This window comes from Treponema vincentii, assembly GCF_018336815.1.
Classification (GTDB): Bacteria; Spirochaetota; Spirochaetia; order Treponematales; family Treponemataceae; genus Treponema.
Genome location: NZ_CP050497.1, coordinates 1,070,288 through 1,094,833 on the forward strand (window position 1 = coordinate 1,070,288; position 24,546 = coordinate 1,094,833).

25 protein-coding genes and 2 pseudogenes are annotated in these 24,546 nt (G+C 45.8%); 20 read left to right on the top strand and 7 right to left on the bottom strand.

All coding sequences use genetic code 11. The features are described 5' to 3' along the window. Positions 1-24 precede the first annotated feature (24 nt). Positions 25-633 (bottom strand): TetR/AcrR family transcriptional regulator, encoded by a 609-nt coding sequence (locus GWP40_RS04910; RefSeq protein WP_212566289.1) that lies wholly within the window; start codon positions 631-633, stop codon positions 25-27. Positions 634-764: 131 nt separating this feature from the next. On the opposite strand from GWP40_RS04910, the gene GWP40_RS04915 reads away from it, so the two are divergent. After that, positions 765-2,828: a hypothetical protein gene (locus tag GWP40_RS04915; RefSeq protein WP_212566290.1), complete on the top strand. Its 2,064-nt coding sequence runs from the start codon at positions 765-767 to the stop codon at positions 2,826-2,828. A gap of 1 nt (position 2,829) precedes the next feature. After that, positions 2,830-3,964: pseudogene (tgt, locus tag GWP40_RS04920) on the top strand (tRNA guanosine(34) transglycosylase Tgt). Positions 3,965-4,032: 68 nt separating this feature from the next. Here the strand turns inward: tgt and GWP40_RS04925 are convergent. Further along, complete coding sequence (locus GWP40_RS04925; RefSeq protein ID WP_212566291.1) at positions 4,033-4,971, bottom strand: Fic family protein; 939 nt, start codon at positions 4,969-4,971, stop codon at positions 4,033-4,035. Between the two features lie 196 nt (positions 4,972-5,167). Next, positions 5,168-5,344, bottom strand: coding sequence for a BrnA antitoxin family protein (locus GWP40_RS04930; RefSeq protein WP_414162765.1), 177 nt, complete (start codon positions 5,342-5,344; stop codon positions 5,168-5,170). A 176-nt stretch (positions 5,345-5,520) separates the two neighbouring features. Here GWP40_RS04930 and GWP40_RS04935 point away from each other — a divergent pair, with 176 nt between their 5' ends. From GWP40_RS04935 to GWP40_RS05020, 18 genes and pseudogenes are all read left to right on the top strand, one after another. Continuing rightward, positions 5,521-6,144 (top strand): TetR/AcrR family transcriptional regulator, encoded by a 624-nt coding sequence (locus GWP40_RS04935; RefSeq protein ID WP_212566293.1) that lies wholly within the window; start codon positions 5,521-5,523, stop codon positions 6,142-6,144. 25 nt (positions 6,145-6,169) lie between these two features. After that, entirely contained in the window at positions 6,170-6,625 is a 456-nt protein-coding gene (locus GWP40_RS04940; protein WP_212566294.1) for a hypothetical protein, read from the top strand. A gap of 203 nt (positions 6,626-6,828) precedes the next feature. Beyond that, positions 6,829-7,356 (top strand): flavodoxin, encoded by a 528-nt coding sequence (locus GWP40_RS04945; protein ID WP_212566295.1) that lies wholly within the window; start codon positions 6,829-6,831, stop codon positions 7,354-7,356. Between the two features lie 36 nt (positions 7,357-7,392). Then, complete coding sequence (locus GWP40_RS04950) at positions 7,393-7,743, top strand: putative quinol monooxygenase (RefSeq protein ID WP_212566296.1); 351 nt, start codon at positions 7,393-7,395, stop codon at positions 7,741-7,743. Continuing rightward, a complete protein-coding gene (locus tag GWP40_RS04955; RefSeq protein ID WP_212566297.1) occupies positions 7,740-8,225 on the top strand; it encodes an aldo/keto reductase in 486 nt (161 codons plus the stop codon). The genes GWP40_RS04950 and GWP40_RS04955 overlap by 4 nt, the downstream gene beginning before the upstream one ends. Before the next feature lie 105 nt (positions 8,226-8,330). Then, positions 8,331-8,522: pseudogene (locus GWP40_RS04960) on the top strand (macro domain-containing protein); the annotation flags it as partial. Between the two features lie 31 nt (positions 8,523-8,553). Beyond that, entirely contained in the window at positions 8,554-8,910 is a 357-nt protein-coding gene (locus GWP40_RS04965; RefSeq protein WP_212566298.1) for a carboxymuconolactone decarboxylase family protein, read from the top strand. 87 nt (positions 8,911-8,997) lie between these two features. After that, a complete protein-coding gene (locus GWP40_RS04970) occupies positions 8,998-9,321 on the top strand; it encodes a nucleotidyltransferase family protein (protein WP_212566299.1) in 324 nt (107 codons plus the stop codon). Continuing rightward, the gene (locus GWP40_RS04975; RefSeq protein ID WP_230974612.1) at positions 9,311-9,454 is read left to right on the top strand and encodes a HepT-like ribonuclease domain-containing protein; all 144 of its coding nucleotides are present in this window, start codon (positions 9,311-9,313) and stop codon (positions 9,452-9,454) included. Before GWP40_RS04970 ends, GWP40_RS04975 begins: the two co-directional genes overlap by 11 nt. A 122-nt stretch (positions 9,455-9,576) precedes the next feature. Beyond that, the gene (gene moaC, locus GWP40_RS04980; protein ID WP_212566300.1) at positions 9,577-10,056 is read left to right on the top strand and encodes a cyclic pyranopterin monophosphate synthase MoaC; all 480 of its coding nucleotides are present in this window, start codon (positions 9,577-9,579) and stop codon (positions 10,054-10,056) included. After that, on the top strand, positions 10,046-11,005 hold the full coding sequence (moaA, locus tag GWP40_RS04985; RefSeq protein WP_212566301.1) for a GTP 3',8-cyclase MoaA: 960 nt from the start codon (positions 10,046-10,048) through the stop codon (positions 11,003-11,005). The genes moaC and moaA overlap by 11 nt, the downstream gene beginning before the upstream one ends. A gap of 4 nt (positions 11,006-11,009) precedes the next feature. Next, positions 11,010-11,423 (top strand): MOSC domain-containing protein, encoded by a 414-nt coding sequence (locus GWP40_RS04990; RefSeq protein ID WP_212566302.1) that lies wholly within the window; start codon positions 11,010-11,012, stop codon positions 11,421-11,423. Positions 11,424-11,657: 234 nt separating this feature from the next. Then, entirely contained in the window at positions 11,658-12,911 is a 1,254-nt protein-coding gene (locus GWP40_RS04995; protein ID WP_330997240.1) for an ABC transporter substrate-binding protein, read from the top strand. A gap of 36 nt (positions 12,912-12,947) precedes the next feature. Further along, the gene (locus tag GWP40_RS05000; RefSeq protein WP_212566304.1) at positions 12,948-15,077 is read left to right on the top strand and encodes a methyl-accepting chemotaxis protein; all 2,130 of its coding nucleotides are present in this window, start codon (positions 12,948-12,950) and stop codon (positions 15,075-15,077) included. 80 nt (positions 15,078-15,157) lie between these two features. After that, the gene (locus GWP40_RS05005; protein WP_212566305.1) at positions 15,158-16,162 is read left to right on the top strand and encodes a TAXI family TRAP transporter solute-binding subunit; all 1,005 of its coding nucleotides are present in this window, start codon (positions 15,158-15,160) and stop codon (positions 16,160-16,162) included. A 98-nt stretch (positions 16,163-16,260) separates the two neighbouring features. After that, a complete protein-coding gene (locus tag GWP40_RS05010) occupies positions 16,261-16,758 on the top strand; it encodes a DUF1850 domain-containing protein (RefSeq protein ID WP_230974613.1) in 498 nt (165 codons plus the stop codon). A 216-nt stretch (positions 16,759-16,974) separates the two neighbouring features. Further along, entirely contained in the window at positions 16,975-18,939 is a 1,965-nt protein-coding gene (locus tag GWP40_RS05015; protein ID WP_212566306.1) for a TRAP transporter permease, read from the top strand. A 403-nt stretch (positions 18,940-19,342) separates the two neighbouring features. Beyond that, positions 19,343-20,020, top strand: a complete 678-nt coding sequence (locus GWP40_RS05020; protein WP_212566307.1) for a hypothetical protein — start codon at positions 19,343-19,345, stop codon at positions 20,018-20,020. A 247-nt stretch (positions 20,021-20,267) separates the two neighbouring features. On the opposite strand, the gene GWP40_RS05025 is transcribed toward GWP40_RS05020, so the two are convergent. The 4 genes from GWP40_RS05025 to ftsZ all read right to left on the bottom strand — a co-directional run bounded on the left by GWP40_RS05025 (position 20,268) and on the right by ftsZ (position 24,546). Beyond that, positions 20,268-21,260, bottom strand: a complete 993-nt coding sequence (locus GWP40_RS05025) for a radical SAM protein (protein ID WP_212566308.1) — start codon at positions 21,258-21,260, stop codon at positions 20,268-20,270. A gap of 11 nt (positions 21,261-21,271) precedes the next feature. Continuing rightward, positions 21,272-21,646: a hypothetical protein gene (locus tag GWP40_RS05030; RefSeq protein ID WP_212566309.1), complete on the bottom strand. Its 375-nt coding sequence runs from the start codon at positions 21,644-21,646 to the stop codon at positions 21,272-21,274. 289 nt (positions 21,647-21,935) lie between these two features. After that, positions 21,936-22,829, bottom strand: coding sequence for a tyrosine-type recombinase/integrase (locus tag GWP40_RS05035; protein WP_212566310.1), 894 nt, complete (start codon positions 22,827-22,829; stop codon positions 21,936-21,938). 427 nt (positions 22,830-23,256) lie between these two features. Beyond that, positions 23,257-24,546: a cell division protein FtsZ gene (ftsZ, locus tag GWP40_RS05040; RefSeq protein WP_212566311.1), complete on the bottom strand. Its 1,290-nt coding sequence runs from the start codon at positions 24,544-24,546 to the stop codon at positions 23,257-23,259.

Genomic DNA, 24,546 nt, shown 5'->3' on the forward strand with positions numbered 1-24,546 from the left:
GAAGTACCTATCTATTGAAAATCTCTAAAACCCCAACAACTGCTTCCAGCCCGGAACAAAGAAGGCCTCTATCGTTGTTAAGCTGCGGAGCGCTTCTTCCACGCTGTAATTATGGATAACCGGTTCAAAGAGCGCGGTCGTATATGCTGAAAGCAAAAGATGCAGCTCCTTTGGAGTAATATCCCTCACCGCGTAGCCTTGCGCTTTAAGTATCGGCATATATTGTAAAAGCTGCGCTTGCTGCCCCTCTGTAAGATCGTGGAGAAAATGCTCGTACTTACTCCCCCGCGATTTTGCCAGCAATAGATGATATTCTTCCATATTCGGATAGATAATCTCGCGCATCATGTCGATTTCAGAATCCCGCCACTGTATACGTTCTTCGTGATGAACTGCATCCACATACCGTGCAACGTGCGCATCCAACCAAGCGTTTATGCGATCCACCGCAGGAGCGACAATTTGATCAAAGAGGTCTGCTTTATCTACACAATGCCGATATATTCCCGCAGCCGTCATACCGCAGCGCTTGCTGATACTCCGCATGGAAGACTTATCAAAGCCCATCTCCATAAATTCGGCTTTTGCTGCGGCTATAATTTTTATATGATTGGCGGTTTTGTCTCTCGGCATGGATTCCTTCTTTGGCGTACAGCGTTAGCTAACACGTATAAACATACAACCGATTGGGGTAGGTGTCAAGGGGATGAGGGCAGGGGGACAAAAATTTGCAGTTTTTAATGTAATAAGATACAATAGAGTCTATGCTTGAAAGTGTAAGTCCGATAATAATGCATCAGATAAACGGAGCGGCGTATTGCTGTCTTGCTTCGGGGATGGAGCCGCGTGCTTTTGCGCATTCGGCTGTTACCGATTATCTTCACGATGCCTGTTTGCGTATTGCGCCTGACGGGACGGTGCAGGAGTTTTATCTTAACGAAACCATTACGTTTTTTAATGCGGAAAAAGGACGGGAAGAGGTTGGGATTGTGCTGCCGCTGCGGGAAGCGCAACCGCTTATCGGTTTGGCTTGTCCCGATACAGAGGATGCTGCTGCCGGTGCGTTCTGCGATCCGCAGGCGCTTCTTCGTACAGAGGCTGTATTACGAAAGCTGTACCGGCTTTTTTCTTGCCTTATCGCAGCGTATAACCAAGTCGCAGTAAGTGAAGATTATTTCCGAGCTGCGGTGTCCGCCCCCTTGTGTTTGCTGGCGGAGGGAGGAACGGACGGCGGCGCTCAAGAGCTTATCGTACTTTCGCCTCGATTAGTACTCCGCTGCGTTACTGCCGAAACCGCGGCGGCGCTCCGCTTCCATTATCCGTGGGTACATCCTGATGCGGAACGAGTACCGCTTGACGATGCTGCGTCCTTTTTCTTAGCAACGCTCAGCTATGCCTGTATAACCGGAGCGCCGCCTTTTAACAGTGCCGCTATCCCGTTTGTAGCGGTAGACGGGGATGAGGCTTGCGGCAGCGGTGCGGCGGAACAGCTTGTGCAGAATATACGGGACGGCGTTTATGTGCCGGTTGAACTCCGCTGTCCGGCGCTGTGTCCGCAGTTTGCGCGGCTTATCGATGAGGGGGTAGCCATAGCCGCGGGGCAGGGGAGTGCTAAAACTACAGGCCGGCATGATAGTGCCGAAACTGCCGCGTATAAGAGCATCGGGCTTGAAAAAACTGCGGGCGGCGATATAATGCCTAACTGCCACGCCGCGCCGCTCCTGCCGCTTGTAGAACAGCTCTGCAGCTATTCGTGCGGAGGGTTTAATACCCCGACGCTCTGCGTCGTAACAAAGGGTATTAAAGCCGACTGCAACCACCTTATGAGAACAACATACCCCGACGCTCGCGTCGGGGTTGTTGATTGCGATGAATCGTTGTCGCTCTTCGCCGGTATACAGATAGACGAAGTACCGGCGCAACAGACGGCGCTTGAGGCTTTTATTCAAACAGCGAGGAAGCGCATCAGCCGCAAGCGCTTTGTTAGACGGAATTCCGGCAAAATTGCGGCAGCGGCGGTACTGTGTGCTGCGCTTATTGCCGTAACGTCAGCGGTGGTAATGCATATCCGTAAACCGCCTGAAACGGCAGGTATGTCAGCGGAAGCGGTGATACACGGTTTTTATACCGCTGTCGGAACACTCGATCAAACGATAACCGGCGCTTATACCAAAAACAAAGCCGCTGCCTTATACGACGGTCTGATGGTGCATTTGTACGTAACCGGCAAAACACGCGAGGCCTACGAGCGCAAAAAGATTTATTACACGCCTCAGGAGTTCTTCAACCTCTGTGAATCTGCGCGGAGTGCCGATGCCGTACCTGCTGCCGATGCAGCAACGGGGATGAATGCCGCCGGAAGTCAGGCTGCGAGTGCGCCGCAGGAGCAGGAACGGGAGCGCGATATGGAAGCGCGCCTCATTCGCTATAAAAAAGCGATTATCAAATCGCTGGGCGGAGGTTCCGTATACGGTATTTCCGGCTTGGAGATTGCTCCCGCTGCACAGACCGGGTGGTTTGACGTGAGGTTTTATCACTGGCTGCCGATTTTTTCATCGGAAGAAGCTGAGGCGGCGGCAAAGGCTATGGAAAAAGCGCTTGAAACTCCTGTAAGCGCATCCGATACGGAGCTTTCGGAGCGGGGGGCTTTTCCCGTACAGGTACTCTATAAGCATGACAGGGTACAGGTCATATCGGTTAAAGGCAGCTTTTTTATCGGGGCAATCGAATCGGCGGAAAATACGGTTGCCGCCGATTCGAGCAATGCACTGCTCGAAGATTGTGCGTTACCGCCCGCGGACAGGCCGGACTATTTAAAAGGATTGTAATATGAGAGAACGGAAAAATATCTATACGCTTTTACATCAGGATGCAGGTTCAGCTGCCCGCACGGGAGTGATACGCCTGCCTCACGGTACGGTACAAACCCCCGCCTTTATGCCGGTGGGAACGGCCGCGACGGTAAAAGGCATCACCAAGGATGATTTACATGAAATAGGTTTTGAAATCATCTTAGCGAATACCTACCACCTCTTTTTGCGTCCGGGTATGGACGTTATCAAGCAGGCGGGCGGGCTGCACGGGTTTTCCGGCTGGAATAAAAACTTTTTGACGGATTCGGGCGGATTTCAGGTATTTTCGCTGTCTCAGTTGCGAAAAATTAAGGAAGAAGGCGTAACATTTCAGAGCCATATCGACGGCAGCAGGCAGTTTTTAAGCCCCGAAATCGCGGTGCAGGTGCAGGCCGCCTTTAATAGCGACATTCAAATGCAGCTCGATATCTGTTCCCCCTACGGCATTCCCAAAAAGGAAACCGAAAAAGCGCTGACGCTCACAACCGCGTGGATGCATCGGGCGGTGCGGGAATGGGATCAAACGGAAGGGTACGAGGGAAGCCTTTTCCCGATTATACAAGGCGGTTTTTTTTGAAGATCTTCGCCTCAGAAGTATCGAATCGATTATGGAATGCGATCCGCACGGTATCGCAATCGGCGGCCTTTCCGTCGGCGAACCTGAGGATGTATACAAGGAATTTTTAGCCTTTACCGCCGCGCATGTTCCCAAACATAAACCGCTCTATGTGATGGGCATTGGCACCCCCGATTATATTTTAGAGGCGGTAAAGAACGGCGTCGATATTTTTGACTGCGTACTTCCGTCGCGGAATGCACGGAACGGAAATTTGTTTACCCGTACCGGTCCCATCTCAATTAAAAAGAAAGAATATGAATACGATTTCGGCCCGATCGATCCGAGCTGTTCCTGCAAGGTATGCCGGAATTACAGCCGCGCGTATCTGCGGCACCTGTTCCGCTGTAAGGAGATTCTGTATTCGATGCTTGCGACCTACCACAACTTAGCATTCCTCCATCGAATGGTTGCCGAAATCAGGGAAGCAATTACCGAAGATCGTTTTTCGGAATACTACCGCCGCTTTCTTAAAGATTATTATGGACGGGCTTAGAGCTTGTGAATAAGGCATTACGAAAGACTTGAGCACCGCATATACCGCCGTAATCAGCACGGTTCCAATTACATTGTTTTCCAGCAACGTTCTTTCATAAAGCCGGCAATAATGGATACGTCTTCTCCTTCGTAATAGTTTACTAATAACTGTTTAAACTCAGGAACTTCTTTTTCCGGAATTACAATAAAACCACCGCCATGAGAAATTAAATAATGATTTGCGAAAATAACGGATGCTCTCTTATTGCCGTCAAGAAATATCTGTGTCTTCATACAATAAAGGCAGAGTTTGATAGCAATAGTAATCGCATCATCATTCTCTTCGGTAATCTTTTGAATGCTATCTTTAACATCTGCTTCATTCGGTAACGGCGGAACATACGATGAACCGCCGATGGTTACCGGAACACCGCGGATACGCCCGCCTTCCGCAAAAAAACCTTCGTTTACCAGTTTTGCAATATAACTAAGCATATAATAGTCTGATCTACTTGCAATAACATCTTTATCCAGAATGAACTCCCAAGCATGTTTTAAGTTCAAAATCTTTTGAACATCAGCTGCTGTCATGCCGGAAACCTTTCCGTTTTCTATAATTTCTTCCGTCTGTGGAAAAGATGTTGCAACTCCCTCTAAGACCGCTTGATCATAGATATTTACTTTCATATTGGCTCTTGCAAATGCAATATTTGCTATAACATTGGAAGATAGTCCGTCTTCCGAATATCCGGCAATGGCAAGTTGTTTTTCTATATCTCTCAGTTCTTTTCTTATTACACGAGCTTCTTTGGCATTACGAAGGAGCAGGTTATATAACTCATCTGTATAGACCCCTACGTATGTCGATGTCTGTTTACCGGCTACACGCTTTCTAACATATAAATATTTTCCATCGCCGCGTTCTTTAATTTCAGGTGTACCGTCATACGGCAGTAAATGTAATCTGGCATAAAGATCGGCACGAACCCTAAGGAATTCCTGTATTTCATTGTATTTTGCTGCCATTATCTTTTTTCCTTTGGGGAGTATTTATGATGTTTATCATACTATTATGCTCCCCAAAACTCAAGCAGAGAGCAAGACCTTTCTCAATAGCTGCCGATAGCCTTTAGCCAATGCTTTTTTTGTTATGCGGGCTTTTTCGTGTTTAAAAAAACTTCGGCTGCCCGCCGCGTGCATACCGGCAGCATAATACTTGTAATTAAAAATAATGGGAGTTAATGCCGTTTCTAATCCAGTTATTGAGCCGCGTTTGCCATCCCTTACCGCTCGCTTTGAGCGCTTCGAGTAAATCCGCATCAACCCTGATGCTTAATACTTTTTTTTGCGGTTTCCACATTGCTTTATTAACAAGATGGCTCGGTCTTATCTGCGCTATCCGGTCATGCGCCTGCGATTACCGGATATGGCTGATGAGGATTCTTAACTTTAAATCGATAGGCTTCTCATCAGTGCGCTATTGATGCAAACAGCGCTTTTTCTTGATATTGTGTCAGTAAAATCATATAGTATAGATGCATTGCCCGAAAACAAAAAAAGCTAAGGAATTTTATCATGCCGAAAACATCACCTGAATATATGGAAAACCGTAGAAATGAAATCATCGATGCCTGTAAAAAGCTGTATGAGACTCTGGATTTTAAAGACATTACGATAAAGGAAATTAGCACGGCAACCAGTTTTTCCCGCCCTTCCATTTACAATTATTTTAAAACAAAAGAAGAAATCTTTCTTGCAATTTTTCAGACGGAGTATGAGCTTTGGACGGATGAACTGAATACCATACATCAAAATCTCAACCTTTCTGCAGCATCACTTCCAAAAAGAATTGCTCATAGCCTTGAAAAACGCGGCCTGCTTTTAAAGCTGCTTGCGATGAATATGTACGATATGGAAGAACACAGCAGTCTGGAATGTCTGATATGCTTTAAGCGTGCCTACAAAGCCGCTTTTGATGCAGTTGAAAATCTGCTCAAGCGCTTTTATCCTTCGTTTTCGGCTGCCCGCCGCCAAGAATTCCTGTTTTCATTTTTCCCTTTCCTCTTTGGAATCTATCCTTATGCCTTTGCAACAAAAAAACAGATTGAAGCCATGAACCGGTGCGGATTTGAATACCCAAAGGTTACGATTTATAAGCTGGTGTATCAGTGTGTTACGCGGTTGCTTGGAAATTGCTAAAAACTCTGAAACAGGAAGATGCTTCATGTGCAAAGAATGTTATGTAAACGAAAGCAGAATTACGCCGCTGCTTAATCCTATTGAGTGTTTGGAACATCATACGCAGTATATATGCGGAACATGCGGGCGGTGTATTTGTATTGAGCATGATTCAAAGAGAGGCTTACAAAGATGGAATTTTCCCTTTAAGTCATTGGAAATTGCAAAGCTTTATTTACGGACAGCGGATTATACGGAAAAAAAGTCCTGCGATATTTATGAAATCGAAAACAGCAAGGGAAAAAAATCGTATAAAATTTTTCCTTCTTATGATGATGTTCTGCTCTTTTTGAAAAAAAATAAAGATAAACAGTGCAAGCAGACCGCGCCTCTTTTTACAGCCGGAGAATATAAAGAATATCCGCATACACAGATACGCCGATTGACACCTGCTGAAGTAACACACTATACGAATGAACGCGAACACGGTATTACCGTATAAATTTCTTCCTGCTGCAAAACAGTTTAACAACAAGAAATTTCAACTTGACACAATGTCAGTTTATTGCTATATTATACTTATAAAGCTGACACTATGTCAGTAATAATTTAAAGAAAACCGATATACGAACGTGCAGATTGCAAAAGAATGCAGAGAGATAGCGGTTTTCCGCAGATTCGTTTTATACTTACAGGAGGCAAAAGATGAAAAAATTTATTCTTTCAGTTTTAATGGGCGCCGGTATGGCCGTAGGACTTTCGGCAAAAACAGCGGTGGTATATTTTAGCGCAACCGGTACGACGGAACGGATGGCGAAAAATGCTGCAAACGCGATGGGGGCGGATATCTTTGAAATAGAGCCTGTCCACAAACACACTGCCGCCGATCTAAACTGGCATGATAAAAAATCACTCACCACAATCGAGTGTAACGACCCAAAATCCCGTCCGGCAATCGCAAATATGATTGATTTATCCGGCTACGACACCGTTGTTTTGTGCTATCCTATCTGGTGGGGATATGCGCCGAAGATCATGTATACCTTTGCCGAAAGTCAGAATTGGAGCGGGAAAAAACTTATTACTTTCTGCACATCAGGCGGAAGCGGGCTCGGCCGGAGCGGTTCAGACCTTGCAAAATACGCAAAGGGAGCAGACTTCAAGGGCGGAAAAGACTTTACGCGCGGAAGCGGTAACGATATTTCAAAATACGTGAACGGGATTTTGAAATAGGGGAAAACAATAACAAAAATCCGGGAGGAGAAATCAATGAGCATAACGGTAAACATTCGTTACAGCGGTAAGGGAAATGCCGCGGTTAACTTTGCAAAGGAAATGACTGAAAGCGGAACGGTGGAAAAAATCCGTGCGGAAAAGGGCAACTTGCGCTACGAATATTTTGTTCCGCTGTTTGACGGCAGCGGGAATGATGGAAAGACCGTGCTGTTGATTGATCAATGGGACAATCAGACGGCGATTGACGCTCATCATGCTTCGCCTATGATGGAAACAATTTCTAAACTCCGTGAAAAATATAACCTTCACATGAGTGTAGAGCGTTTTGTTCCCGGCGGTGATATGCCGGAGAGCGATAAAAGTTTTTATAGGAGAATAACATGACTTTAAACGAAACGTATACTTTGGCGAATGGGGTAAAAATTCCTAAGCTCGGACTGGGTACATGGCTTATCGAAAACGATACGACGGCGAATGCGGTACGCAATGCCGTAAAAGCGGGCTACCGGCATATCGATACGGCGCAAGCCTATCAAAACGAAGCGGGAGTCGGCGAAGGTGTGCGTACCTGCGGTATACCGCGCACTGAATTATTCATTACGTCGAAAGTCGCCGCAGAGCATAAAAGCTATGAGGCGGCAGCTCTTTCAATCGATGAAACGCTTAAGCGTATGCAGCTGGACTACCTCGATATGATGATCATCCACAGCCCGCAGCCGTGGAATGAATGGCGGGGGAAAGCTTTCCACACTAAAAGACTTTTTCGATTACGGAGACGACAGCCGCTTTCCCGTATTCAGCGGAAAATAAGGATGAGGGCATCTCTAAAAACTTCGATTTTTAGAGGTGCATATATCATCAAATGAAGAAATCATATTCGGTGATTGGCTTAGAGATAGTGCACAAATCAAAAAAATGATTACCGATTTTAGAACTGCAAAAGAGACGTTCTAAATGGAAATAAAGCGGAAGAATATAACGTGCGGAGCATTGCCTTTTGCCGTATTTCAACCGGAGTGTTTATGTTTCCGAATCGGTGCGCAGCGGAAATTGCGGTAGAAACCGTCCGAAAATACTTCGAGCAAACCGGAAGCGGGATGAAAGTCGTGTTTAACGTATTCAAAAACGAAGATTTTGCGATTTACAGCAAAATTTTATCATAGAAAGCGATTTTGCTATTAAAAGGAGGCTCTTATGGAAAAAATAACGCAGACTGCGGGACGCGATATGCTCGGCGATTTTGCGCCGCTATTTGCTCATTTAAATGATGATGTACTGTTCGGTGAGGTGTGGAACGAAACCGCTATTGACGTAAAGACAAAATGTATCGTTACGGTTGTCGCGCTAATTGCTTCGGGAATTACCGACACGTCGCTTTCGTATCATTTGCAGAATGCCAAAAAATATGGCGTAACCAAGGCGGAGATTGCGGCGATCATCACGCATACGGCGATGTACACAGGTTGGCCGAAAGGCTGGGCAGCATTCCGGTTAGCAAAGGATGTATGGAACGAAGCTGTGTCGGCAACGAATATAAAGGCGCAGTACTAAAATACGATTTTCTTTCCTATCGGCAGCTTAAAGGAGTTCGTCTTGTGATTTTAATAAGGGTATGGTATATTTAAAAGGGAATGAAATATGACAGCCTTTGAAAAACTTTCAAACAATGGCATCTATTTGACTCATAAAAATTTGGAATATATAATTTCTAAGTATAATATTAAAGAAATATCTGTATTTGGCTCTTCAATACGAAATGATTTTACAAGTGAAAGCGATGTCGATTTCCTTATAGAGTTTAGAAATTCTGAGAAAATATCACTTTTTGATATACTGGATATACAAGACTATCTTCAAAATATTACAAAAAGAAATGTTGATATAGTGGAACCTGCTGCTTTAGTAAATCCATATAGAAGAGAAGCAATAATGAATTCTCGGGAGCTGCTCTATGTTTCATAATGAGCGTGATAAAAGATTAAGAAACAAAATTGTTCATGATTATGAGGAAATCTTAACAGATCGAATCTGGCTTATTGCGTCGGAATCAATTCCTGAGTTAATGTATCAAATAAAATCAAAAAATTTTATCTAATATCTCCTTCAATCGCAAGTTACATCTAAGGGAAAACCGGTGAGCAAAGCTCACCTCTAAAAACGGAAGTTTTTACAGGTTCCCATTTATTTTTTCATAAAAGTTGCTTATGATATAATAACATGGAAAGAAAACAACTTAATCACTTTGACTCCTCCGGTAAAGCCGTGATGGTGGATGTCGCCGGTAAGGATGAGACAAAAAGAATAGCGGTTACGCACGGCTTTATCAGCATGAGCGCGGAGGCCTTTCTTGCGGTACGCGAAGGCAGCGTCAAAAAAGGCGATGTGCTGGGAATTGCGCGGGTTGCCGGAATTATGGCGGTAAAAAAGACGCCGGAGCTTATCCCTCTCTGCCATACGCTGCAGGTTACGAGTGCCGGTATTGACTTTACCCTGTATGAAGCGGAATGTAAAATCGAAGCTGTATGTACGGTCGGGGCTATCGGACGGACGGGCGTTGAGATGGAAGCGTTGACGGGTGTTTCCGCCGCGTTGCTGACGATATACGATATGTGCAAGGCGCTGGATCGTTCGATGTGTATATCGGGAATAGAGCTTTTGAAGAAAGACGGTGGAAAGAGCGGCCGCTATGAAAGATAGGTTCCTGCGGGAAATCGATTATATCAGAATATCCGTAACCGACCGGTGTAATTTCAGGTGCCGTTACTGTATGCCCGCTCAAGGGGTCGGATTTATTCCGCATGATCAAATTCTCAGGTTTGAGGAGATTATCAGGATAGGCCGGTTACTCCCTCGGATCGGTATCAAACATATCAAAATTACCGGCGGTGAACCGCTGGTTAGAAAGGGTATTTGCTCTCTTATTAATGATTTAAAAGCGCTTGAAGGTATTGAGCAGGTTACACTGACGACAAACGGGTACTTGCTTGAACAGGCGTCCGAGAAGCTAAAAGAGGCGGGGATAGACGCGGTCAATGTCAGTGTCGATACGGTCAATAGAGAAAACTTTACGAAAATATGCCGCAAAGACGGGCTTATGGAGGTGCTGCGCGGAATAGATACGGCGCAGGAACTGGGTATCGCCCTCAAGGTGAATACCGTCGTTAGTGGGAACAGCGCTCCGGCAGAATTGCTCGATGTGCTCGATTTTTTTTCATGCAAAGGTATCACGGTGCGGTTCATAGAGCTGATGCCCATCGGTATCGCGGAACGGACACGGGTAACAAATGCGGACTTATTCAACTTGATTAAGCGGCATCATCCCGATATTACAAAGGACGATTTTAGAAGCAATGGCCCCGCGCGATATTATCAATTCGGAGACGGTAAACGGGTCGGTTTTATCTCGGCGGTACACGATATGTTTTGTTCCTCGTGTAATCGGGTACGGCTGACTGCTGAAGGGGTCATCAAGCCCTGTCTTGCAAGTACGCTTTCATATAATATAAAGCGCTTACTCAGAAGCGGAGCCGGAGATGCCGAGCTGGAGAGGGCTTTAAAACAAGCGGTGTTTCATAAGCCGGTAAGTCATCATTTTAACAACAGGCGGAAAACGGAAACGCGCGTGATGAACACGATAGGAGGGTGAGCCTGTGGGAACCGTGATGGGAATATGTATCAGCGAAAAAAAAGGAACCGCAAAACATGCGGTAGAGCAAGCCGTTTTAATTGAAGATTTCGGACTGGAAAACGATGCTCATGCGGGTAAGTGGCACCGGCAAGTCAGCTTGCTCTCCTTTGAAACAAGAGAACGGTTTAGAGCGAAAGGCGCAGACGTGACAGACGGTGCGTTCGGTGAAAATCTTTTGGTGAGCGGCATAGACCTCGTGCATCTTCCTATCGGTACGATTCTTACATCGGGAAACATAACGCTTGAGGTAACGCAGATCGGGAAGGAGTGCCACAGCCATTGCGCAATCTATCACACAATGGGCGAATGTATTATGCCGACAAACGGAATATTCGCGAAAGTACTTACCGGCGGTCTAATTAAAAAAAGGAGATGAACTGGTTGTACGTTGAGCATTTATTTCAGCAAGCGGGCAAACACATCAGGCAGAGTAGATAAGAATCGCAGAATAATAGAGGTATCAGGGCTGATTGTTATATTTTACCGCTTATGCTACAATGTGCCGATAATTTTTAAAACAAAAGATCAAGGTGCTGTTATGACTAAGATTTTTCACGGTTTATTGCAAAGAAGTTTGCTTATGCTGTTTGCCCTTCCGGTGATTTTGTTGATGGGCTGTATGAATGCTAAAAAAGCCGATACTGCTGCGGAAATTGAATTTTGGTCGTTTCCCAATTTTACCTCCGAAACCGGTGTCGAAGGTGATTTTGAAAAAAGTTTAATTGCTGCGTTCGAAAAAGAAAATCCTTCTATTAAAGTACATTTTACGTTACTCAGTTTTACCGACGGAGCGGAAAAGATTGAAAAAGCCATAAAAGACGGCAAAGCTCCCGATATTATTTATGATGCCCCCGGCCGAATTATCGGATGGGCGGGGAAGGGCTTGCTTGAACCGCTGGATGATGTGCTCGCAACTGAAAAACCGTATATCACGACGGAGCTTTTGACCGTTTCCGCGGGTAAAGATAGACGTACGTATATGTACCCGATGCATGAAGGCGCTTTTTCGATGGCGTTCAATAAAGAAATGCTCGAAGACCTGCATCTTATCGATTTGCTGCCGTATAAGCGGAGAGACCGCCAATGGACGGTTGAAGAGTATGAAAGGCTCTTAACTGCCCTTAAAGAGAAGCTACCGGCAGGAACCGTCCCGGGTGTTTTCTATTATAAAAATATGGGCGGCGATCAGGGGACTAGAGCCTTTTTGGTCAACCTTTATGGAAATGCAAATCTTTTGAACGGAGATTATTCCAGTTATATTTATAATTCTACGCAAGCGGTACGGAATGTGGATTGGACGGTACGTGCAATGAAACGGGGCATTTTGCTCGACGGAAAGGATCTTACTTCAAATGATGCGATTGCAATGTTCGTTTCCGCTAAGGCCGCTCATACTATCTTGTATTCACCTCAGCTCAATAAAATGAATGACGGTAAACGCCGCTATAAAGGAAAAGATTTTACACCGATTTATATGCCGTTCCCCAATAATGCCGGCGCTCCGCTCCTGGAATTTTTGGCAGGCGGCGCTTGTGTTTTTAACAACGGCAATGCGAATAAAATAAAAGCTGCAAAGAAATTCCTTCATTTTGCCGCTACCGACGAGGTGTGGGCGCCTAAGCTTATAAACGCAACCGGCGGATTTCCGGCAAGCTCTAAAGTTCAAATAGAGACTGAGGATGCCGAAATACTCTATAATTCGGTGCTGCAGCGTTTTTTCGGTCAGTATTATAATAATATTACCGGTTTTGCGAAGATGCGTGAGTATTGGAATACGCTTTTAAAGGATGCCGCTGCGGGACAGGATGTTCAGAGGGCGCTTGATACCTTTGTGCGAAATGCAAACGGCACACTGAAAGAATAACGGAAAATTTTCTAACTGATAAAAATGGAGAACACAATGGCACACACAGCTTCACATAAACAAACAGTAACGAGTTTTTTTTCTATTAGAAACAAGATGATTACATCTTTTGCCGTATTCGCCGTTACTATTTTAGCGATTGTCTATATTGTCGCAATATACTTTGCTTCCGTTTCACTTTTGAATAATACCGAATATTTCTTAAAAGAGCTCGGAAAAAGCTCATCGAAAGTTTTAGATGAACGTTCTCAGGCATTGTTTGGAAAGCTGGAAGCGTTTTCAAACCTGCCGCTCATTCAAGATGAGACTGTGTCGTATCGCGATAAAATAGAACTGTTTAAAAATGAAATTCAAATGCAAAAACAGCGCGGCTGGATGAGCTTCGGTATAAGCGGTCTTGACGGAATGCTCTATCGAACCGACAATACAATAGAAAAAGTAATGGGTGAGGAATGGTTCCAATCGGCACGTAAAGGAAAGTATGTTATTACGGAACCTACGATGTCATCCGCCGAACGGAAATATCTCTTTATCGTTGCAATTCCTGTACGCGATTTACAAGGAAAAATCGTCGGTGTTATCAATGCAACGATTTTAGGGGATGCGCTTTCGAATTTGATAAGCGATATTATTGTCGGCGAAACGGGCACTGCGTATTTGGTAAGTTCCTCCGGTACTATTTTAGGTAACCGCCGCCCCGAAATTCTTTATAAGAGTATCTACAACGAGATAATCGGCAGCGATACCAGTGCATTCGCACAATTTCTTAAGCAGGCGCTCGCTTCGCATAAATCTTCGGTTAACGTATCCGAAATAAAAGGCGTCAAGTATATATCCGCCGTTGCTTCAATGAGATATGCGGATTGGACACTCCTTTTAACGGCTCCCGTTTCCGAGTTTATGGCGGAGAATGTGACAAATCTGATTAAAACATTTGTCATCATTGCGTTATGCCAATTAATTATCGCCTTTGCGTTAGGGGTTCTTATTGCGCGAAATATTACTCGTCCGATTAATCACGTTATAGACGCGCTGAAAAATATTGCGCAGGGAGAAGGAGACCTTACCATAGAGCTACCGGCAAGCGGTAAAGATGAAACAAGCATATTGTCAGCATACTTTAATCAGACGATTGCTAAATTGAAAAATTCAATTCAAAAAATCGGTATCGATTCCCGTGAGATGGAATCGGTCGGTTCCGATCTTGAAAGTAATATGGTTTCGGTCAGCGAGGTGGTTGCAAATATCACTTCCGGTATTGAAGGGTTGAAGGAGCGGTTTGTCGAGCAGGAGGAAAGTGTGTCCGGTACGGCTGCCGCTATCGAGCATATCATCCGGACGCTCAGGCTTTTGGATGAAAGTATCGGACGGCAAGCTGCTATGGTTACCGAATCCTCCACATCCTTTGATAAGATGACTCACAGTATCGATACCGTAGGGGAAAACGTTGAAGAAACCCGTGAAGTTATCCGTAATCTTTCTACAGCTACGAACGACGGTCGTGAAACGCTGGTAAAGGCAAATGAGGTATCGCAGCGGATATCGGAGGCATCGGGCGATCTGATCGAAACAGGCGCTATAATAGAAAATATTGCAAGCCAAACAAACCTGCTTGCAATGAATGCCGCTATTGAGGCTGCCCATGCAGGAGAGGCAGGGAAGGGATTTGCCGTCGTCGCTTCGGAAATTAGAAAACTTGCAGAAGAGTCCAGCGCACAGGGTAAAAAGATTTCCATAACCTTGAAAAACCTTTCTGCCGAGATCGATACGCTTGCGAGTGCTGCTGCCGGCGCCGTTGAAAAGTTTAACATCATTTCCGGTTATTCAAAAGGCTTAAGCAGCTCCATCGAAGGAGTAGTGCAGGCGATGGATGAGCAGGAAGAGAACGGAAAAATCATCTGGGGCATTATCAACGATGTTACCGGCGTAACAAACGAGGTAAAGAGCGGTTCCGGTGATATGCTTGCCGACGGAGAGAAAGTTGTTTCGGCAACAAAACGGCTGGACGATTTAACACGTATTTTGCGGGAAAATATAGAAAACATTGCCTCACAAACAGAGCTGATCAATGAGGCTGCGCAAGAGTCTCTTGAAATTGCCGTTAAAAATAAGCAAAGTATAGACGGTCTTGCCTTGGAAGTCGGTAAGTTTAAAACAGAGAAATAGGCAAGAAGGTTTGCGTTGCAAACTTGATTATTTATGGGTGCGCGTAATGCGTACGGCTAAAAGTTTTTATAGGAGAAAGTATGAAAACAGTAAGAGTAACTTTCGGTTTGTTGTGTATGCTGGCATTGGTTGCAATGACGACAATCGGCTGCGAAAAGAAAGAAGGAGGAGAAAAATCCGAGCATCAGCTTGATAGGACAAAAGAGTTCGTCACGGTTGCTACGGGACCTACAAGCGGTATTTATTTTCCAATCGGCGGAGCTTTCGCCGAAGCTTTAAAATCGGCTGGGTATAATACCAGTTCACAAGCGACCGGCGCATCAGCTGAAAACATTTCGATGATTTCAAAGGGTGAAGCGGAGCTTGCAATCGCAATGCAGGACTCCGTCATGCAGGCATATAAGGGCTTCGGCGCCTATGAAGGTAAAGCAAATCCTAAGCTGAGAGCATGTATGCGTTTGTGGCCGAATTACGTACAGCTCGTAACGCTGCGCAAATCCGGTATCAAAACCGTTGCAGATTTGAAAGGAAAACGTGTCGGTGTCGGTGCTGCAAACTCCGGTGTTGAATTAAATGCCCGTATGATTTATGAAGCCTACGGTATGACTTATGCCGACAGCAAGGTTGACTATCTGTCTTACGGCGAAGCAATCGATCAAATGAAAAATGGTCAGTGCGATGCAGCCTTTGTTACGTCCGGTCTTCCGAACGGAACGATTATGGAGCTTGCTACCAGCTATGATATGGAAATTGTTCCTATTGATGGGGCAGGTAGAGATGCGTTGATTGAAAAGTATCCGTTCTTCTCGCGGACGATTATCCCGGCGAATACCTATAACAACACCGAGGATGTTAATACCGTTTTTGTATATAACATCATGCTGGTAAACAGCGAGCTTTCCGAAGATGTTGTGTATGATATGCTGACCGTTATTTTCGATAATATCTCGACGATTAAAGCATCACACAATGCGGCAAATAAGCATATCGATTTATCCTTCGGTGTAGAGGATGTAAGAATTCCGCTGCATCCGGGCGCTGTAAAATTCTGGCAGGAAAAAGGTTTTAAGACTCCGCAGAATTAACGGCTACGTCTAAATTCGTCGTTTGAGTTTTTGAAAAGTTGTTGCCGGTTGAATGTATATGTATTTACACAGACCGGCTGCATATAAGAATATATCGGATGGAATGGTTTTTTACTGCATTGCGACTAATGCATATACGAACATACTTGTATAAAGTGTGGTTGCTCGTTTTTGCCGTACTACTGGCAGGCTGTTCCTCCGGTGAGACTGTCGAAATTTCCAATCAAGTAACGAAAGAACGCTATTGCATTCAAACAGTGCAGACAGGCGATGTTCTTTCGTTTGAGTGGGAACATTCGTTTGAACATGTCTTATGGAAAGAATTTTATCGGGTAACCGATGAACATACGTTTAAACTTTTTACCATTGCCGTTCAAGGTTTCGGCGCCGGTATTCCGGCAGAAATGGACTGCACCTATCGATACGAAGATGGTCTGATCTATATGGAAAATATAGAAGGTAGTGTGTTCAAAGAGTTTAATTGGATCCATTCGCAAAAACATCTCAAAAACATTACGATAAATGATACCGTGCTTATATGGGGAGAGGAGCTTCCCCAACGGGCAAAAATACGGTTAAGGCTTTCTAAAAACTGATTTGCAATCTGCGTTAGCGGATACGATAAATCATTTCTTTATAGGACAAGCCGATAGGCTTGCTGTTTTTAGAGGTTTTTGATTAGGCTACAAAGGAAGCACTGATACTGCCGAAAGGCTGTACCGCTTCTTCATTATTATCGGGCAATCGCTAAAAACTTGGTTAGATTTGCTTCGCATCCTTCGGAATAGCGATGCCCCATTAAGGAGTACATCTTGGCTACAGAAAAAACTATAGACCAAAAGGCGCTCTTGGAAGAATTTGAACGGGAAAGCAGAACTCGAAACTTTGTTAACCCGATCTTTACAAAGATTCTCAAGTGGACTGCACTGCTGGTTACCTTTTACCATTTAGCTTATGCGTCCGGCTATATCCGGCCGGAGACATTGCGCCATCGTTCCATTCACGTCGGCATGATTTTGTTGATGACGTTTGCAATCTATCCTGCATTTAAAACATCGAGCAGAAAAGTTATCGCATGGTATGATTACATACTGATGATTTTGTCCGTTATCATTCCCGTCTATATGTGGGTGAATTATCAAGCGATTATCGACAGGGTAGGGGACGCAAACCTAACGGACGTTATCATGGGTACCATATTGGTTGCATTGGTAATAGAAGCGGCGCGGCGGATTACGGGTTGGGCCTTACCGGTTATCGGAATCATCTTTATGATTTATGCGCTGATGGGCGCACGGCAGGGGCTTATTCCGATAAACGTGCCGGGTCTGTTTTTGCATAGAGGGTTTAAATGGCCTAAATTGATTGGGCACCTCTTTTCCAACACGGAAGGTATTTACGGCACGTCGGTCAACGTTTCTTCAACGTACATTTTCTTATTCATCGTATTCGGCGAAATTATGAATAAATGCGGGATGGGAAAATTCTTTAACGATATCGCCATCGGTTTGGCAGGGCATACGAAAGGCGGTCCCGCAAAGGTCGCAGTTATTGCAGCAGGCTTGCTCGGAAGTATCAACGGGTCTGCGATTGCGAATGTCGTTACCACCGGTTCGTTTACAATCCCTCTTATGAAAAAAATCGGGTACAGCAAAGAATTCTCCGGTGCGGTTTCGTCAACTGCTTCCGTAGGTGGTCAGCTCTTACCGCCGATTATGGGCGCTGCCGCATTTATTATGGCGGAAACGCTCGGTATTAAATACAAGGAGATTGTCGTTGCGGCAGCCATCCCCGCGCTGATTTACTATTTGGGTATTATCTTCCAGATTCAACTGCGTGCGTCGAAGGACAAACTCGACGGTATGCCGAAAGATCAGCTGCCCAAGGTGAAAGAAACGCTGAAGATGTACTGGCACCTGACCATCCCGATTTTATTCTTGGTGTATATGCTGTTCTTCAGCGGTTATACCGTTATCAAAGGCGCTTTTTTAACCATCCTTTTAACAATCATTATTGCGCAGCTGAAAAAAGAAACGCGCATGAGTTTAAAAGATATAGAGGCTGCCTTTGTCGCTTCCGCAAAATCGACGGTATCGGTTGCGATTGCCTGTGCTTGTGTCGGTATCGTTATCGGTGTGTCGAGTTTAACCGGCTTTACCATCAATATGGCAAGTGCGATTATCTCGCTCGGCGGAAAGAGCTTGTTGTTGACGCTCGTCTTTACGATGGTTACCTGTATGCTGCTTGGTATGGGCTTACCGAGTATTCCTGCGTACATTATTACCGTAACGATTGCGGCTCCTGCGCTGATAGAGCTCGGCATTGCGCCGTTGGCTGCTCACTTGTTCTGTTTCTACTTTGCGATGTTTGCCAATATTACGCCGCCGGTTGCGCTTGCCTCATTTGCCGCGGCAGGTATATCGGGCGGTAATCCGATGAAGACGGGAATTGTATCCATTAAGCTGGCGCTTGCCGGTTTTATCATTCCATATATGTTCGTCTACAATAATCAGCTGTTATTGATGAATACGAATATTTTGCAGGGTATTCAAGTTGCGATTACCGCATGCGTCGGCGTCTTTTTAATCAGTGCCGCCGTAGAAGGGTATTTCCATACTAAGGTAAATATTTTTATCCGGCTTTTGATGCTTGCAGGCGCGTTCTTGCTCATCGACAGTGCCTTATTAACCGACCTTGCCGGTGTCGGCATCTTTGTTGCGTCTATCTTTATCCAGCGCATACTCGCGCGGAGAGAAGCACGGCACACAGCCGCCTAGGGATTTGGTATACGGTATGGGGATGTCTCAAAAGTTGGTTACTTTTTGGACATCGCCATCAGCACAGCTGATAGCGAGTTTGAAATTAAGTCTTTATACAATAATGACTTAATTTTAAACGTCGTATCTAAATCTAAGGAAACTGTCCAAAAACTGTTACGCAATCCGCTTTAGCGGATATGACAAATCATTTCCTTACAGAAAAAGCCGATAGGCTTTCAGTTTTTGGACAGCCCTTGATGAATTTTTGAGTTGCCGCTGAGATGGCAACTCAAAAAGATTCAAATTATAACGAAGTTTGGTTATAAGGCAAAGGTGCATTCCAGATGAGAGAATTTTTACGTTAATTGTCGTCTGGAAGTTCCTGTTGTTTTGTGTGATATAAAACTGTATGGGGGAAAAAATGGAATTAATTCCAAACCGATCATTGAGCAGCTTGTATGTATTTTTGGATTGTGCTTTTTTAGTATTACTCGCATTTTATTTTCTAAAGAGTAAGCGATATATTCCTCTTCTGGTTGGAATACTCGGGGGCTTACTCTATTTTGTAGTAGATTACGGCGGGTTTTATTGGTTGCTTGGAACACGAAAAGTGGTTGGGGCAAATCCTTTTTGGTTTTTGCTGTGGCTCAGTATGAGTTATGGGTTTACAAATATGGCGTGGATGTGGCTGTGGTTTGCCGAACCGAAAAATCGTTTGGAGTTTTCACTTTTGATTATCGTGTGGTGGTTTTCTGCGGCGGTTATCAGTAACGGGGCTGGGGCGTCATTCCCGATAATTACAATTCAGCGCGGAACTGGCGGGTATCATTGGATTATGGCGGTGTTTTTATTTGTCGGTTATGCGTGGTTGCTCATGAAAAATTTATCTGCTACGCGCGACGATGAGCGAGTACCTCTTTGGAGCATTATATCAATCGGGCTTTTGGTGCAGTTTGCATGGGAATTTATTTTATTTATAACGGGTATCCGTAATGCGGGGCTTCGTACTTTGGTTGTTAATTCGCTGATGGAAACCAATTTGGGTGCGCCATATATGTATTTGATTTACACAACAGTCTCAAAACGGATGCGGAAATAAATGTGTGTTGCGCTGCGGCAGAGGTAAAAGTAACATTCGCGGGTTCGATAGTACCTACTCGATAGACGATATCAGCTTTATGATGAAGCCCATTGATGTTCTTTGCAAATACAATGCAAAAAGTAAAAGATATATTGCATACTACAAAGCACTTTTTGGAGAGGCTCTTTAACTGAGTTATGATTTTAACAGCAGTCTGACTTTGTTACCGCAGGCGCACTGAAATGGCGCGGCTGAAGATACGCTTTTATTTTGCCCAGCCGGTCTTCCAATGCCAGAGCGGTTTTGACAGCGCGGAAGAAAAGGTTTGTACGCGGTTAAAGTCCGGGAGCCAGTCTAAGTCGCTTACCAATTCTTGATAAAAACCGTCGTCGATGGCTAATTCTTCAAGAAAGGTACGCAGTGTGATGTCTTCCGATTCGTCGAGCAGGCGGTTGGAAAAAGCATCGATTCGCCGCGCTTTCGGATTTGCCGTAATGGGGGTGTACTGTGTCATCAGTGAAAGGAGCGCCTTGCCTTTAAGGTTTTGAGCGAACCAACGGAGTACCGCTTGCGAGTCCTCTAATTTTCCCGGAAGCGCGAGATGCCGGACAATAACGCCTGACAGCATTTTACCGAACGGATACCGCTCATCAGGCTGCGTAAGGTTGAGCGGCGAAAGCCGTGCCATTGTCTGGATTGCGGAGCATGCTTGTTCGGGATAATCCGGAGCGGCAAAAACGCGGCGGGAGGTTTCGGTATTGAGTGTTTTGAGGTCGGGCAGCCAGCCGTCGACGGTATCCGCAATCGATTCAAGCGCTTCCACCGTTTCATAAGCGGAGGAGTTCCACACAACGGGAATAGTTAAGCCGTGCCGCTTTGCTGCACGGAACCCTGCGCCCAAAGCCGGTATCGCATGGCTGCCCGTAACGATGTTGATGTTTTCTGCGCCTGCGTTTTGGAGTGTCAGGCATATTTCGATAAATCCCTGTTCCGTTACAGCACGTCCCATACCTTCTTGCGAAATTTGAAAGTTTTGGCAAAAAACACAGCGGAGATTACAGCCGGTAAGGAATATCGTTCCCGAACCGCCCGCTCCGCTTACCGGAGGCTCTTCTCCAAAGTGTAACCCTGCCCATGCAATGCGCAGCTCCGCCGTTTCTCCGCAAAAGCCTCTCTCTCCGGCGTTCCTATTTACCCCGCAGCGTTTTGGACAGGCGTTACAGTGTTCATAGTCGGCGCAGCAAAAATCCCGTATCACAAATACCGTTCCTATTTAAGCTTATTCCGTTCAACCATAACGCTCATAATTGCGCTTACGGTGTGCATATCGAGTGTTTCCGCCGCCGCCGAAACAATTGTGTGCAGTTCTTCCCAATCTTCATCGGAAAAATCCATATCGCTGCCGAAGCTGCCGTCAAAAAGCGAAAAGACGGTGTAGAACCAGTTGACGGCATCTTCTCTTGTATCTTTCAGATGTGTGCGTAACCAGTATTCAGCCGAATCTTCCGCTAATGGGAGAAGGTTTTTATCGTAACTGCGGATTGTTTGAACAAAAAACGAACTCAGCTCTTGCCGGAATGTAGGATCAGGTAATTTTTCCGTTCGCCGCCGTGCATCGCTATAAAATTTTTCGAGGATATTCATAAGGATGTTACTATAAGAAAAAGAGACCTAAAAAGCAAGCGCCGTTTGCGGAGGGTTTAATACCCGCCGTTCATCTACCGCCACGGACGGCGGTTATTCCGAACAGTAGCAATGTTGTGGCAGAGCCACAACTTGCAGTCAACACTATACACGGATGTATAGTGTTGACGAACGCTCTGCGTCGTAGCAAAGGGTATTAAAGCCGACTGCAACCACCTTATGAGAACACACAGTGCGAAACGTTGAGCACTGTGTCCGACGCTCGCGTCGGGGTTGTTGATTTCTCCAACTATTTCTCAAAAAATTTGCGGTGGTAGGATTCCAAATCCTTGTCTTCGATATGGGTGTAAATTTGCGTAGTAGCGATGCTCGCATGACCGAGGAGACATTGTACAGAGCGGAGGTCGGCGCCGCCTGCGAGCAGATGGGTTGCATACGAATGGCGGAGTGTGTGGATTTTTGTGGTAACGCCGCTGAGTTGTTCGATTTCCTGCAAGCGTTTCCAAATACCCTTACGGGTAAGCCGTTCGCCGTGGTGATTTAGGAATACGGCTCCTGTCGTTTCGGTGTTTTCGCGATGCGCCGGTTTTAAAAGAAGCGGACGGGCTGTTTTTAAATAGACGCTTAGCCGCGCTTCCGCCTGCGCCCCAAAGGGGATGATGCGCTCCTTTCCGCCCTTGCCGTGAACTTTCAGCAGCTGCTCGTTAAAAAAAACATCCTCCAGTGAAAGCGTTACCGCTTCGCTTACGCGCAGCCCCGCCGAGTAGATAAGCTCAAACAGGGCGCGGTCGCGGATACCGTTCGGCGTATCCAGCGGGATGGCTGCCAAAAGTTTGTCTACTTCATCAGGGGCGAGCGCCCGCGGCAAGTTTTTTTCGCGGCGGGGGCTTTCCAGCTGCTCTGCAGGATTATCGGCGCGGACGTTTTCCAGCTGCAAAAAGCGATAAAAGGAGCGGAGCGCCGCCTGATCTTTTGCAAGCGTTCTCCCCGTTACCCCTTCTTTCGCCCGCACAAGGAGAAAGCCGATGCAATCGTCTTGAGACGCATCTTCGATAAGGCGCTCATCCCCAAGCTGCTGCTGAAAGAGGCGCAGTGTATTGAGATATGTTTTTGCAGTAAGCTGCGCCCGCGCCTCCGCCGAGATTAAATACCCGTAAAATGCCCGTAATTGTATTTCTGTCATCGTAGTTTACTCAGAATAAGCACCACAAACGTTGTTTGAATCTCCCCGCAAAATAATTGAGGTCGTTCAACCAGAGTTGAACCTCTTCGCGGTTCAAATGGTCTCACGGCCTCAATTATTTTGCGATTGTGATTAATTCATCTGGTGTGCTTATTCTTCTTTTAAAATAAATTGTGCGAAATTTTATCCAAAATTTCGCACAAAAGGACTGTAATCAACAACCTCGATGCAGAGCGTCGAGATATTAAGCCCTCATACGACTAAAGGTGGTCATAACTTTTGCACCTAGTCTTTCCGTTAGCCTTTTAAAAATAGGTGGAGCAGATGCTAGGAGCTAGCCGAAATAAAACGGAGGCGTATCGGGTATACGGTGAGTATTTATTTCGGCGTAGCGACAACGCAGATGCCCGCATATTTTTAAAAGGAGCTACCTTTTATTTCGTATATACGCCGGCACATCCAAATCGGTATTGGCGCCGGGAAGCTGTACGCGGATAGGCTGCCGCGGGGCTTCGGTCATTTCCGGTTGTTGTTGAGGCGGCGGAGGCATAGCAGGTATGCTTGCATTCCGCGGGCCGAGGCCGGGTAGGGTAGGCTGTTGCGGTGTTTGCAGCTTTGCCCATTCGCTTGCCGAAATAAAATCGTTTTGTAAAAATGACGTATGAAGCGGTTCACTCTGAACGCTTGTTCCAGCCGGTTGTCCCGGTTGCTGTATTATACTCTGAATCGGATCCGCATCGGTAGGAAAGCCCGTTGCGATGACCGTTACGGTGATTTTGTCTTTCATGGCTTCGTCGGTTTCATCGATGGTAATGCCGTGAATGGTTTCAACATCGGGATGGGCGTTCGCGGTAACGATTTCCATAATATCGTTGACTTCCACCGTAGAAGGCATCTCCGCTGCGTAGATATTAACCAGTATGTGTGTTGCTCCTTCTATGTGGGAATCTTCCAAAAGTGGATTGTTGATGGCATTCGTTGCTGCGTCAACCGCGCGGTTTTCTCCCGATCCGGTACCGACGCCCATTAACGCATCGCCTTGCCCTGCCATCGTGGAACGCACATCCGCAAAATCGATATTGACCAATCCGTTCTTTGTAATGATATCCGCAATGCCCTGCACGGCACGGCGCAACACATCGTCCGCCATAACGAAAGCATCCTTTATCGTCTGTTTGCTGTCTACCATATTTAATAAATGCTGATTGGGAATAACGACCAGCGTATCGACGTTTTGCCTGAGTTTTTCAATCCCCGCTTCGGCGGTGCGCATTTTTGCACGTCCTTCAAAACTGAATGGTTTGGTAACGACGCCGACTGTTAAGGCTCCCTGGTCACGGGCTATCTTTGCGATGACCGGTGCGGAACCCGTGCCAGTGCCGCCTCCCATACCGGCAGTGATAAAGACCATGTGCGCTCCGCGGACGGCATTCGCAATAATTTCGGTGTCTTCCATAGCGGCTTTTTCGCCGACTTCCGGTTTGCCTCCCGCGCCGAGTCCTCCGGTCAACTTTGAACCTATCACCAATTTCATCGGCGCCTTTGAATAATTGAGCGCCTGTACATCGGTGTTCGCTACGATAAAATCGACGTACCGGATATTGCACTCCAACATTCTATTAACCGCATTCGAACCGCCTCCGCCGGCGCCGATTACCTTAATAACGGTAGGATTGACCGGTAACAGTTCATTTTGCTGCATCACTTGATAATCCAT

Bases quoted from the DNA above. Each gene is read 5' to 3' on its own strand.
- GWP40_RS04910 (WP_212566289.1), bottom strand. From the start codon at position 633: ATGCCGAGAGACAAAACCGCCAATCATATAAAAATTATAGCCGCAGCA.
- GWP40_RS04915 (WP_212566290.1), top strand. From the start codon at position 765: ATGCTTGAAAGTGTAAGTCCGATAATAATGCATCAGATAAACGGAGCG.
- GWP40_RS04925 (WP_212566291.1), bottom strand. From the start codon at position 4,971: ATGGCAGCAAAATACAATGAAATACAGGAATTCCTTAGGGTTCGTGCC.
- GWP40_RS04935 (WP_212566293.1), top strand. From the start codon at position 5,521: ATGCCGAAAACATCACCTGAATATATGGAAAACCGTAGAAATGAAATC.
- GWP40_RS04940 (WP_212566294.1), top strand. From the start codon at position 6,170: ATGTGCAAAGAATGTTATGTAAACGAAAGCAGAATTACGCCGCTGCTT.
- GWP40_RS04945 (WP_212566295.1), top strand. From the start codon at position 6,829: ATGAAAAAATTTATTCTTTCAGTTTTAATGGGCGCCGGTATGGCCGTA.
- GWP40_RS04950 (WP_212566296.1), top strand. From the start codon at position 7,393: ATGAGCATAACGGTAAACATTCGTTACAGCGGTAAGGGAAATGCCGCG.
- GWP40_RS04955 (WP_212566297.1), top strand. From the start codon at position 7,740: ATGACTTTAAACGAAACGTATACTTTGGCGAATGGGGTAAAAATTCCT.
- GWP40_RS04965 (WP_212566298.1), top strand. From the start codon at position 8,554: ATGGAAAAAATAACGCAGACTGCGGGACGCGATATGCTCGGCGATTTT.
- GWP40_RS04970 (WP_212566299.1), top strand. From the start codon at position 8,998: ATGACAGCCTTTGAAAAACTTTCAAACAATGGCATCTATTTGACTCAT.
- GWP40_RS04975 (WP_230974612.1), top strand. From the start codon at position 9,311: ATGTTTCATAATGAGCGTGATAAAAGATTAAGAAACAAAATTGTTCAT.
- moaC (WP_212566300.1), top strand. From the start codon at position 9,577: ATGGAAAGAAAACAACTTAATCACTTTGACTCCTCCGGTAAAGCCGTG.
- moaA (WP_212566301.1), top strand. From the start codon at position 10,046: ATGAAAGATAGGTTCCTGCGGGAAATCGATTATATCAGAATATCCGTA.
- GWP40_RS04995 (WP_330997240.1), top strand. From the start codon at position 11,658: ATGGGCTGTATGAATGCTAAAAAAGCCGATACTGCTGCGGAAATTGAA.
- GWP40_RS05000 (WP_212566304.1), top strand. From the start codon at position 12,948: ATGGCACACACAGCTTCACATAAACAAACAGTAACGAGTTTTTTTTCT.
- GWP40_RS05005 (WP_212566305.1), top strand. From the start codon at position 15,158: ATGAAAACAGTAAGAGTAACTTTCGGTTTGTTGTGTATGCTGGCATTG.
- GWP40_RS05010 (WP_230974613.1), top strand. From the start codon at position 16,261: ATGGAATGGTTTTTTACTGCATTGCGACTAATGCATATACGAACATAC.
- GWP40_RS05020 (WP_212566307.1), top strand. From the start codon at position 19,343: ATGGAATTAATTCCAAACCGATCATTGAGCAGCTTGTATGTATTTTTG.
- GWP40_RS05030 (WP_212566309.1), bottom strand. From the start codon at position 21,646: ATGAATATCCTCGAAAAATTTTATAGCGATGCACGGCGGCGAACGGAA.
- GWP40_RS05035 (WP_212566310.1), bottom strand. From the start codon at position 22,829: ATGACAGAAATACAATTACGGGCATTTTACGGGTATTTAATCTCGGCG.
- ftsZ (WP_212566311.1), bottom strand. From the start codon at position 24,546: ATGGATTATCAAGTGATGCAGCAAAATGAACTGTTACCGGTCAATCCT.